The following is an 11,708-nucleotide window of genomic DNA, read 5'->3' as shown; positions in this document are numbered from 1 at the left end:
GCGCCCCGCATTGGGGTTATACCAGCCCCCCGTGTCGGAAACCCCGGGGCCCCCACCCTCCTCAACCGCCGGTGCCGGGGGGCGTCACTCCCCCCCCCCGCCCACGAGACCAGCAAGCTCCATGAATGCCGAGGTCCCCATCTACCCGCATGCGGCGCGGGTAGATGGGGACCTCGGTCTTTTGTTGCCAGGAAGGTCTTTTGGCTGTGAACAACCGGAGTGGACAGTGGTCAGGCGGTTGCGGCCGGTCGCGAGTGAGCGTCCGCTAACTGGGACGGCGGTCGCGTGACCAGCAAAAACAGTCGGTTACCCAGTGGATCCACTGTCAACACATGAATGTCGCGCAACTCTCATCAGCCTGGCTGATGTTGAACGTTCGGTTACGCTAACCCGGCTGTAACGAAGCCTGACGTCCGCTGCAATGTCGCTCAGCGCTGGGAAATCGTTACGCTTCCATGACCTAGATCACCCATTGGCGGGTGTCCCTGGGTTTCGCGGCTGTTAAAGTCGCGTCAACACGCGGGCCATCGTCGTCCCGTGCTCCCACCTGTTGGTTCGAGGTCTGAGCACGAGGACTTTGTTCTTTAGCGAGGACGACGAAGGAGGTCTGCGCAGTGATCTTCTCCGCCATCCCCGGCCCCCAGGGTCTCTACGACCCCAAGGATGAGCGCGACGCGTGCGGCGTCGCCATGGTGGCCGACATCCAGGGCAGGCGTTCCCACGGCATCGTTGTCGATGCCCTTACCGCGCTTGCCAACCTGGAGCATCGCGGCGCCGCCGGCGCCGAGCCCACCTCGGGCGACGGTGCTGGCATCCTGCTTCAGCTGCCGGACGAGTTCCTGCGTGCTGTCGCCGCGTTCGACCTCCCGGAACGCGGTCATTACGCGGCGGGAATCGCATTCCTGCCGTTTGAGTCCGAAGAACGCGCTGACGCAATGCAGCAGATCGAACGCATTGCCGAAGAGGAGAACCTCGTTGTTCTCGGCTGGCGTGATGTTCCGGTCGACCCGGAGAAGGCGAACGTCGGACCGACGGCCCTTTCCGTCGCGCCGCATTTCGCACAGCTGTTCGTGAAGGGCACCCGCGACGAGGCCGGTGTCGCACTGGACCGCCTGGCTTTCTGCCTGCGCAAGCGGGTCGAGCACGAGGGCAGCGTCTACTTCCCGTCGCTGTCCGCGCGCACGATCGTCTACAAGGGAATGCTGACGACCGAGCAGCTGCCGGCGTTCTTCCCGGACCTGCACGACGAGCGCCTCTACACGGCGATCGCGTTGGTGCACAGCCGGTTCTCCACGAACACCTTCCCGTCGTGGCCGCTCGCGCACCCGTTCCGGTTCGTCGCGCACAACGGTGAGATCAACACCGTCCGCGGCAACCGCAACCGCATGCGTGCCCGCGAAGCGTTGCTGGACAGCGATCTCATTCCCGGTGACCTCGCCAGGCTGTTCCCGATCTGCAACCCGGACGGCTCGGACTCGGCGTCGTTCGACGAGGTGCTGGAGCTGCTGCACCTCGGTGGCCGCAGCCTGCCGCACGCGGTGCTGATGATGATCCCGGAGGCGTGGGAGAACCACGCCACGATGGACCCGAAGCGCCGTGCGTTCTACCAGTTCCACGCGTCGCTGATGGAGCCGTGGGACGGCCCGGCCTGCGTCACGTTCACCGACGGCGAGCTCGTCGGCGCGGTGCTCGACCGCAACGGCCTGCGTCCCGCCCGCTGGTGGCAGACCGCGGACGGCCGCGTCGTGCTGGCGTCCGAGACCGGTGTGCTCGACGTGCCGTCCGACCAGGTGGTCGCGAAGGGCCGCCTGCAGCCCGGCCGCATGTTCCTGGTGGACACGACCCAGGGTCGCATCGTCGACGACGAGGAGTTCAAGTCGGGGCTGGCCTCGGAGTCGCCCTACGACGAGTGGCTGCACGCCGGCCTGCTCGACCTCGCCGACCTCTCGGACCGCGAGCACGTGGTGCAGAGCCACGAGTCCGTGGTGCGCCGCCAGCTCACCTTCGGCTACACCGAGGAGGAGCTGCGGATCCTGCTCACGCCCATGTCGATCATGGGTATGGAGCCGCTGGCCTCGATGGGCACGGACACCCCGGTCGCGGCGCTCAGCCAGCGCTCCCGGTTGCTCTACGACTACTTCGTGCAGAACTTCGCACAGGTCACGAACCCGCCGCTGGACGCGATCCGCGAAGAGATCGTCACGTCCGTCAAGCGCGTGATGGGCCCCGAGCAGAACCTGCTCGACCCCGGCCCGGTCTCGTGCCGCCACGTGACGCTGGACTACCCGGTCATCGACAACGACGAGCTCGCCAAGCTCATCCACATCAACGACGACGGCGACCTGCCGGGCTTCGCCTGCACCGTCCTGTCCGGACTGTACGAAGTGGACGGCGGTGGCGAGGCGCTCGCGGCGGCGATCGAGCGCGTGCGTCGCGAGGCGTCGGAGGCCATCGCGAACGGTGCTCGCACGCTGGTGCTGAGCGACCGCGACTCCGACCACCGGATGGCGCCGATCCCGTCGTTGCTGCTGGTCTCCTCGGTGCACCACCACCTGGTGCGCACCAAGGAACGCCTGCGCGTCGCCCTCGTCGTCGAGTCCGGTGACTGCCGCGAGGTCCACCACGTCGCCGCGCTGCTGAGCTACGGCGCCGCCGCGGTGAACCCGTACCTCGCGTTCGAGACGATCGAGGACCTGATCGGCCAGGGCGCCATCACCGGCGTGCGGGCCCACAAGGCGATCCGCAACTACGTCAAGGCGCTCGTCAAGGGCGTCCTGAAGATCATGTCGAAGATGGGCATCTCGACCGTCGGCGCCTACACCGCGGCGCAGATCTTCGAGGCGGTCGGCCTGTCGAACGACCTGCTGGACGAGTACTTCAGCGGCACCCAGTCCAAGCTCGGCGGCGTCGGCCTCGACGTGCTGGCCGAGGAAGTGGCGCTGCGCCACCGCCGTGCGTTCCCGGACAACCCCACCGACCGCGCGCACCGCAGGCTCGAGGTCGGCGGCGAGTACTCGTACCGCCGGGAGGGCGAGCTGCACCTGTTCACGCCGGAGACGGTGTTCCTGTTGCAGCACGCCACGAAGACACGCAAGGAGGACGTCTTCCGCCAGTACACGGCGGAGGTCGAGCGCATCTCGCGGCAGGGTGGCACGTTGCGAGGGCTGTTCAAGTTCCGCACCGAGGGCCGCACGCCGATCCCGATCGACGAGGTCGAGCCGGTCAGCTCGATCGTCAAGCGCTTCAACACCGGTGCCATGTCGTACGGCTCGATCTCGGCAGAGGCGCACGAAACCCTTGCCATCGCGATGAACCGCCTCGGCGGCCGGTCGAACAGCGGTGAGGGCGGCGAGGACCGCGAGCGGTTGTACGACCCGGAGCGGCGTTCCGCGGTCAAGCAGGTCGCGAGTGGACGGTTCGGCGTCACCAGCGAGTACCTCGTGAACTCCACGGACATCCAGATCAAGATGGCGCAGGGCGCGAAGCCCGGCGAGGGCGGCCAGCTGCCCGGCTTCAAGGTCTACCCGTGGATCGCGCGCACCCGGCACTCCACGCCGGGCGTCGGTCTCATCTCGCCGCCGCCGCACCACGACATCTACTCGATCGAGGATCTGGCGCAACTCATCCACGATCTTAAAAACGCGAACGAGCAGGCACGGGTTCACGTGAAGCTCGTCTCGTCGATCGGCGTGGGCACGGTCGCGGCCGGTGTGGCCAAGGCCCACGCGGACGTCGTGCTGATCTCGGGCTACGACGGCGGCACGGGTGCTTCGCCGATGAACTCGCTGAAGCACGCGGGAACGCCGTGGGAGATCGGCCTCGCCGAGACCCAGCAGACGTTGCTGCTCAACGGTCTGCGCGATCGCATCACCGTCCAGGTCGACGGCGCGTTGCGCACCGGCCGTGACGTGGTGGTGGCTGCTCTGCTCGGCGCGGAGGAGTTCGGCTTCGCCACGGCACCGTTGATCGTCGCGGGCTGCGTGATGATGCGCGTCTGCCACCTGGACACGTGCCCGGTCGGCGTCGCCACCCAGAACCCCGACCTGCGCGCCCGCTACACCGGTCAGGCCGACCACGTCGTGAACTTCTTCGAGTTCATCGCGCAGGAGGCCAGGGAACTGCTGGCGGAGCTCGGGTTCCGCACGATCGACGAGGCCGTCGGGCACGCTGAGCTGCTCGACAAGGACGAGGCGATCGAGCACTGGAAGACCGACGGCCTGAACCTGGACCCGGTGTTCGAGGTGCCGGAAACCCCGTACCCGACCGCGAAGCGCAAGATCCGCGACCAGGACCACGGCCTGGACAAGGCCCTGGACCGCACGCTGATCCAGCTCGCGGAGGCGGCGCTGGAGGACGCGCACCAGGTCAACCTGGAGCTGCCGGTCCGCAACGTCAACCGCACGGTCGGCACGCTGCTCGGCGCCGAGGTCACCCGTCGCTACGGCGGCGAGGGCCTGGAGGACGACACGATCCGGGTGAAACTCACCGGGTCGGCCGGCCAGTCGCTCGGCGCGTTCCTGCCGCGCGGCATCACGCTGGAGATGGTCGGCGACGCGAACGACTACGTCGGCAAGGGCCTGTCCGGCGGGCGGATCATCGTCCGGCCGTTCGAGGACGCGCCGTTCCGGGCAGAGGACCAGGTCATCGCGGGCAACGTGATCGGCTACGGCGCCACGTCCGGCGAGATCTTCCTGCGCGGTCGCGTCGGCGAACGGTTCTGCGTCCGCAACTCCGGCGCGTTGCTGGTGGCGGAGGGCGTGGGCGACCACGCGTTCGAATACATGACCGGTGGCCGGGCAGTGGTGCTCGGGCCGACCGGTCGCAACGTCGCGGCCGGCATGTCCGGCGGCATCGCGTACGTGCTCGACCTGGACCCGTTGTCGGTGAACCAGGAGATGGTCAATCTGCAGCGCCTCAGCGCCGAGGACCTGCGTTGGCTCAAGGACGCCGTCACCAAGCACCACGAGCACACCGGCTCTGCCGTCGCTGCTTCACTGCTCGGTGACTGGACTCGGCGAGCCGGTGCGTTCACGAAGGTCATGCCCGGCGACTACCAGCGCGTTCTCGAGGCCATGCGCCTCGCCCGCGCCGAGGGCCGGGACGTTGACGCGGCTGTCATGGAGGCGTCCCGTGGCTGATCCACAGGGTTTTATGAAGCACACCCGCTCCGACGCGCCGAAGCGTCCGAAGCCGGAACGGTTGCAGGACTGGAACGAGGTCTACCTCCACGAGGAGCCGGCCGAGCGCAACAAGGCCGTCCGCACGCAGGCCACGCGGTGCATGGACTGCGGCATTCCCTTCTGCCACAGCGGAACCGCGGGTTGCCCGCTCGGGAACCTGATCCCGGAGTGGAACGACCTGGTGCGCCGCGGCGACTGGGAGCTCGCCTCGGACCGTCTGCACGCCACCAACAACTTCCCGGAGTTCACGGGTCGTCTGTGCCCGGCGCCGTGTGAGGCAGCCTGCGTGCTGTCGATCTCGCACGACGCCGGTGGTGCCGTCGCGATCAAGCGGGTCGAAGAGACCATCGCGGACATGTCGTGGGAGAACGGCTACGTCCAGCCCGCTCAGGCGACCGTGTCGTCGGGCAAGCGCGTCGCGGTCGTCGGTTCCGGTCCCGCCGGACTGGCCGCCGCGCAGCAGCTGACCCGGGCCGGCCACGAAGTCGTGGTGTACGAACGGGACGACCGTCTCGGCGGGCTGCTGCGGTACGGCATCCCCGAGTTCAAGATGGAGAAGAAGGTCCTCGATCGGCGGCTGTCGCAGCTTCGCCGTGAGGGCACCAAGTTCGTGACCGGCTGCGAGGTCGGCGTCGACATCACGGTCGAACAGCTGCGCGCCGAGTTCGACGCGGTCGTGCTGGCCGTCGGTGCCCTGCGCGGCCGTGACGACAAGACGACTCCGGGACGTGAACTGAAGGGCGTGCACCTCGCGATGGACCACCTGGTCCCCGCGAACCGCGCCGTCGAGGGCGACGGCCCGTCCGCGATCTCGGCCGAGGGCAAGCACGTCATCGTCATCGGCGGCGGCGACACGGGCGCCGACTGCTACGGCACCGCGACCCGCCAGGGCGCGCTGTCCGTGACGCAGCTCGACCAGTACCCGATGCCGCCTTCTGTCCGCGACGACGACCGCTCGCCGTGGCCGGTGTGGCCGCACATCCTGCGCACCTACCCGGCACACGAAGAGGCAGGTGAGCGCCGCTTCACCGTGGCGGTCCGCCGCTTCGTGGGCGACGACGACGGCCACGTGCGCTTCATCGAACTGCAGCAGGTGCGCGTCGAGAAGGACTCGTCCGGCCGCCGTTCCGTGGTGCCGTTGTCCGACGAGGTCGAAATGCTGCCCGCGGACATGGTGCTGCTGGCGATCGGCTTCGAGGGCGTCGAGCACATGCGACTTCTCGACGATCTGGGCATTTCTCTCTCGCAGCGCGGCACGATCTCGTGCGGCTCCGACTGGCAGACGACCGCGCCCGGCGTGTTCGTCTGCGGCGACGCACACCGCGGTGCTTCGCTCGTGGTGTGGGCGATCGCTGAGGGACGGTCCGTGGCCAACGCCGTGGACAGCTTCCTCACGGGTTCCTCGAACCTGCCGTCGCCGGTGATTCCGAACCAGCTTCCGCTCGCTGTGGTGTGACAACGGGGTCAGATCAGTGGAGAGCAGCATGACGCCCCGCGCGACAACGGAGTCGCGCGGGGCGTTCGCCTTTCCGTAGCGTGTTCCGGATGCGCGACGACGACGTGGGTTGGCCGTACGTGGGTGGCAGCGGCGTGTTCCACGACAAAGGATGGGCCTGGGTCGGCAGCACGTGGCGGGATCGGTACGTCACGGGGCCGGCCGGTTGGGTTGTCGTCTCGCCCGCGAACTTCCCGCTCCTGCGCGGCCACATGGGGCTCGCCTTCTGCAACGGCCGCCGCCGCGAGTACCGGCAGTACCTGGTCGAGGAGGCCGTGCCCGCCTTCTGGCGGATGGTCGAGGACAAGTTCGGCATCAAGCGCTAGGCGTGCACGAGTCCCAGCCGACCCGGCGGCACACCGCCCGCACCGGCTCGTACAGCGAGTCGTCCACCTTCGCGTATCCCCACGCCGTGGCGTCCCCGACCGGGCACTCACCCTGGCAGAACCCGTTGGCGCGCAGATAATCCGCCGTCGCCTTCGTCTGCAGAGCCGAGACGATCCGCTGCCGCAGCGGTTCCGGCAGATCGTCCGCCACCGCGAGCGGCGCGCCGGGGATCGGGCCCGACGTCCAGATCTTCGTCAGCTGGCCGGGCTGGATCTGGCCGCGTTCGACGAGGTGCCGGTCGACCATCTCGTCGAACGCGAAGCCCGCGTCGCACTGCTTGTTGGCGACGGCGAGCACGGTGGCCTCGTGGCCGGTGGTGAACACCGGCACGGTGTCGCGCAAGGGATCCAGGCCGAGCTCTCGCAGTGCCGCGCTCGGGTAGAGGTAGCCGGACGTGGACACGCGGTCGGCGTAGCAGACCTTGCGGCCGCGCAGGTCAGCCAGCGAGGCGATGCCCGACTCGGCGTGGGTGAAGCCGAAGCCGCGGTAGGACGGCGCGGCGCCCTTTTCCTTCACCTGCGCGGAGACCGGGTGATGCGGGCGCCTCGTTCGCGGGCCACCACGTAGGACTGCGGGCCGAACGCGCCGATGTCGATCGAGCCGTCGCGCATGCCGTTGATGAGCGCTTCGTAGGTGGTCGGTTCCTGCACGCGGATTTCCACGCCGGTTTCGCGGCGCAGCATGTTCACGATCGGCAGGAACGTCTGCTGGGTCGTGATCGAGCTGGCGGTGGGAATGCCGCTGAACATCAGGGTTTCCGGTGCGGACGCGGCCTCGAGGGGCGGCGGTGAGCACGCGGCGAGCAGCAACAGCAAGATCAGGCGTTTCATCGCTGGTCTCCTAACGGGCGCAGGTGTCGCGGTAGGCCAGGGCCGGGAGGTACTGCTGCCATTCGAGGGGGCTGAGGCCGCCGCCGGCGACGGCGCAGGCGCGGGACACGGCGTCGTCGAGCAACGCCATGTCCCACAGGACGGTGGTGCCGTCCGAGCCCGCGGTGGCCAGCACGGTGCCGTTGGGGGCGAAGGCGGCGGAGTTCACGGTCATGCGGTGGCCGTCGAGCTGGCGGCCTACCTGGCGTGGCTGGTTCGGGTCGGTGATGTCCCAGACGAGTGTGCTGCCGGTGGACGTGCCGGCGGCCAGTTTGGTGCCGTCCTGGCTGAACGCCAGCGCGGTGACCTGTTTGTTCTGGCCCAGCGGCTGGCCGATCGGGAGCGGGTGGCCGGGGTCGGCGATGTTCCAGAGGATCGTCGTGCCGTCGGTGCTGCCCGCGGCGAGCACCTTGCCGTCGAACGAGAACGCGGCCGCGCTGATGCTGTTGTTGTGGCCGGCCAACGGTTTCCCGATCGGCTTGCGGGTCGCGATGTCCCACAGCACGACCGTGTTGTCGGAGCCGGCGGTGGCGTCCATGGTGCCGTGCAAGGCCAACGAGTACAGCCGCGAGGTCGCGGTTGCTTCGCTGATCCTGCGCGGCTGCTGCGGATAGCCGACGTCCCAGCGGATCTGCCGGTTGTCGGAGCCGGTGGTGACGAGTGTGTTGCCGTCCTCGAACGCCACGGACTTCACCAGCATGCCGTGCCCGGTCAGCGGCAAGCCGATCCGCCGCGGCCGGTCGGCCATCTCCCACACGATCGCCGGGCCGTGCGCGCTGCCCGTCACGAGCCGCAGCCCGTCCGGGGAGAACGCGAGCGACGACACCGCACTTCGTTGTCCCACCAACGGATCGCCGAGCTGCCGCGGCTGCGACGGCGAGCTGATGTCCCACAGCACCGTGGTCGCGTCGTGGCTTCCGGCGGCCAGCACCGGCGAGGTGGGGGAGAACGCGACCGACGAGACGACTCCGCTGTGGCCGGGGATCCGGGTGTGCGTCCGGTCGGCGAGCCGGAACAACGTCGTCACGCCGTCCGAACCGCCGGTGGCCAGCAGCGTGCCGTCGCCGTTGAACGCCACCGCCGTCACCGCCTTGCGGACGTTGTCGGTCAGCGGCTCGCTCGCGACCGGGTGCGAGGGATCGGTGATGTCCCACACCACCACGGTTCCGTCGTGGCTGCCGGTCGCGATCTTCGACCCGGCGAACGCCACGGACGACACCCCGACGCCCTGGCGCTTGAACGGCTCACCGAGCGGCGTCGGCCAGAGCACGACCGACCACAACGCCGTGGTGCCGTCCGAGCGGCCGATCGCGAGCAGTGTTCCGGTGCGGTCGAACGCCACCGAGGTCACCGGCGGGCCGGGCGGCAGACGGTGCTGCCGTGACGACTTCCCGGTGCCCTGCACCAGCACCGAGCCGTCCGAACTGCCGACGGCCGCGATGTCGGTGGACAGCGCCACCGACGTGATCGCCGCGCCGCTGCCGGTCCAGCGGGTCAGCCGGCGCGGTTTGTCGGTGAGGTCCCACAGACTCGCTGTGCCGTCCGTGCTGCCGACGACGGCCGTGTGCCCGCTGGGGCCGAACGCGACGGCGGACACGGTCTCGCCGAACGAACCGCCGTACCGCGTGGTGAGCAACGTGTTGACCAGCTCTGTGTTCGTGTCCGAGCTCGGGGCCAACTCGTGCGCGGCCATCCCGAGGCGTAACGCGAGCTGTGGTGAGGAGTTGCGCGCGACCTGGGCCTGCGCGACGAGTGCGCGCGCTGTCGCCGTGTCACGTTCGATGCTGGCCGTGTGCCACTGGATCGCCGCAAGTCCTGCCGCGCCAACAGCAGCCGCGAGGAACACCGCCAGCCAGCTGACCGTGCGGCGGCGTTCGCGACGGCGTTGTCCTTGCAGCGCACGGATCCGCACGCGGCTCGTGGCGAGGTACCTGCGGGCGTCCGGAGTGAGGTCGTCGTCGCACACCAGCGGTTCGATGGCGGCGAACGTGTCCTCGTTGAGCAGCAGGTGATCCGCGCTCGCGCCCTCGATCCACTGCGATGCGTCCAGCTCGACCGATTGGGCCGCGCGCAGGCCGATCTGCCGTTCGTCGATCGCGCTGCGCAGCGGCCGCCACTCGGTGAACAACGCCTCGTGCGCCACCCCGATCCAGCGGCCCTGCTTGTCGCCGCTCGCGGTGAGCAGGCGGTGCCGGACGAACACCTCCAGCGCCTTCTGCGCGGTCTCGTCGACCTGGGCGAGGTTGACGCGTTTGCGGGTCGGCCTGCCGGTGAGGTCGAGCGTGGCCAGCGCCGCGAGCCGGGAGAGCAGTTCGTCCCTGCACAGACCGGTTTCCGAGACGGCGCTGTCGAGCACGTCGTCGGCGTGCCGGGCGAGTGCGCCGTGCACGCCACCGAGATTCTCGTACCGCTCGCTGGACAACGTGCCGCCGCGTGGCACGTTCATCGCGAGGTGCTGCAACGTGAACGCGAGCAACGGCAACGCTTCGCCGCTCGCGGTGTCCTCGACGAGCTGCGCGACGAGCTCCGGGTGGACCTTGAGCCCCGCCACCTTCGCCGGTCCGGTGATCACGACGTTCAGCACCTCGCGCGCGAGCGGTGCCAGCACGTAGCTGCCAATGTGCACACCGCCCAGCTCCGGCAACGCCCGCAGGTCGTCGAGGAACTCCGACCGCAGCGTGGCGATCACCCGCACGCTGTCGCCGAGCCCTTCGCGCAGCAGGTTCGCCAGCACCTGGCGGTCTTTCTCGCCGGCCCGCGTGAAGAGTTCCTCCGCCTGGTCGATGGTGATCAGCAGCCTGCGGTCCTCGTCGACCAGCTCCTGCGCGACGCCGTGCAGCCCGTCGAGCACGAGCCGGTCCCGCGCCTCCTGCAGCGACCAGTCGTGCCCGGCGCGTTCGGCGGTCTTGCGTACCGCGCGGGACAGCGCGTCGAGCGGGTCGTTGCCCGGCAGCCACGGCGGCATCACGAGCCAGCGCGGGTCGTCCGCCAGCTGGGCCAGCAGGCCTGCCCTGACCAGCGACGACTTGCCGCATCCCGACGGTCCGACGACGGTCAGCAGGCCCGGGCCGCGGCGCACCTTGCGGGCCAGCGCGCGGGTTTCCTGGTCGCGGCCGAAGAACACGGCGCTCAGGGACGTGGTGAACGCGTCCAGTCCGGGGAACGGTTCCTGGTCCTTCGCGAGCTTGCGGCCACCGGCGTCGAACTGCCGCAGCGCCTTCTCCAGGTGCTCCCGCGCGGTGCGGTGCGGGATGTGGTTCAGGTGCCCGATCAACGGGTGGATGACGCCTTCCGTCTGCACCGGCAGCAGCAGGCAGCCCAGGGCGTCCGCGATGGCCACCTCGGCCGTGCACCAGCTCGACGCGATCGACGCCGAGCTGACGACGCAGACCACGGCGTCCGCCTTGCGCAGCTCGTCGTGCAGGCGTTCCCGCCAGGCCTCGCCGACCTGGATTCCGTCCTCGGGATGAACTTCCAGGAAAGCTTCGTGGTCGTGGTCGTGGTCGAGCCAGTCACGGACCTGTGTCGCGAGCGCCACATCCGGCGTCGCGTGGCTGATGAAAACCCTCGCCACGACGGCCTCCTTTGGCATTCGGTCACCGATTGTGCAGATCCGGCAGGGATCGGGGACCGGTTGTCCACTTATTGGCACATCTCCAACGCGCGAAGGTCACTCGCTGCATACGTACGTTTCCGTGAAACCGGAATTTCTTTCGGGTGAACCTGGCGCTGGATACGGGCGAACTACGTCTCGTATATCGCGAAGGTTGTCCAGTT

6 protein-coding genes are annotated in these 11,708 nt (G+C 69.0%); 3 read left to right on the top strand and 3 right to left on the bottom strand.

All coding sequences use genetic code 11. The annotated features are described in order from the left end of the window. The first annotated feature begins 614 nt into the window (after positions 1–614). The 3 genes from gltB (at position 615) to ACWGE0_RS40795 (ending at position 7,001) form a co-directional block, all read left to right on the top strand. Positions 615–5,138 carry a glutamate synthase large subunit gene (gene gltB / locus ACWGE0_RS40805; RefSeq protein WP_452266242.1) on the top strand — a complete coding sequence of 1,508 codons (4,524 nt, stop codon included), beginning with the start codon at positions 615–617 and terminating at the stop codon, positions 5,136–5,138. Further along, the gene (locus tag ACWGE0_RS40800; RefSeq protein ID WP_452266241.1) at positions 5,131–6,636 is read left to right on the top strand and encodes a glutamate synthase subunit beta; all 1,506 of its coding nucleotides are present in this window, start codon (positions 5,131–5,133) and stop codon (positions 6,634–6,636) included. The genes gltB and ACWGE0_RS40800 overlap by 8 nt, the downstream gene beginning before the upstream one ends. Before the next feature lie 89 nt (positions 6,637–6,725). Continuing rightward, on the top strand, positions 6,726–7,001 hold the full coding sequence (locus tag ACWGE0_RS40795; protein ID WP_452266240.1) for a hypothetical protein: 276 nt from the start codon (positions 6,726–6,728) through the stop codon (positions 6,999–7,001). Here the strand turns inward: ACWGE0_RS40795 and ACWGE0_RS40790 are convergent. From ACWGE0_RS40790 to ACWGE0_RS40780, 3 genes are read right to left on the bottom strand one after another with little or no spacing between them, the layout of a single operon-like run. Next, on the bottom strand, positions 6,991–7,578 hold the full coding sequence (locus tag ACWGE0_RS40790; RefSeq protein ID WP_452266239.1) for a PhnD/SsuA/transferrin family substrate-binding protein: 588 nt from the start codon (positions 7,576–7,578) through the stop codon (positions 6,991–6,993). The genes ACWGE0_RS40795 and ACWGE0_RS40790 overlap by 11 nt on opposite strands. Next, positions 7,575–7,892, bottom strand: coding sequence for a PhnD/SsuA/transferrin family substrate-binding protein (locus ACWGE0_RS40785; RefSeq protein WP_452266238.1), 318 nt, complete (start codon positions 7,890–7,892; stop codon positions 7,575–7,577). The genes ACWGE0_RS40790 and ACWGE0_RS40785 overlap by 4 nt, the downstream gene beginning before the upstream one ends. A gap of 10 nt (positions 7,893–7,902) precedes the next feature. Beyond that, the gene (locus tag ACWGE0_RS40780) at positions 7,903–11,505 is read right to left on the bottom strand and encodes an nSTAND1 domain-containing NTPase (RefSeq protein WP_452266237.1); all 3,603 of its coding nucleotides are present in this window, start codon (positions 11,503–11,505) and stop codon (positions 7,903–7,905) included. Positions 11,506–11,708 lie beyond the last annotated feature (203 nt).

The sequence above is a fragment of the Lentzea sp. NPDC054927 genome, from assembly GCF_053610285.1.
This window is presented reverse-complemented; position numbering and strand designations above follow the sequence as displayed.

Bases quoted from the DNA above. Each gene is read 5' to 3' on its own strand.
- ACWGE0_RS40795 (WP_452266240.1), top strand. From the start codon at position 6,726: ATGCGCGACGACGACGTGGGTTGGCCGTACGTGGGTGGCAGCGGCGTG.
- ACWGE0_RS40785 (WP_452266238.1), bottom strand. From the start codon at position 7,892: ATGAAACGCCTGATCTTGCTGTTGCTGCTCGCCGCGTGCTCACCGCCG.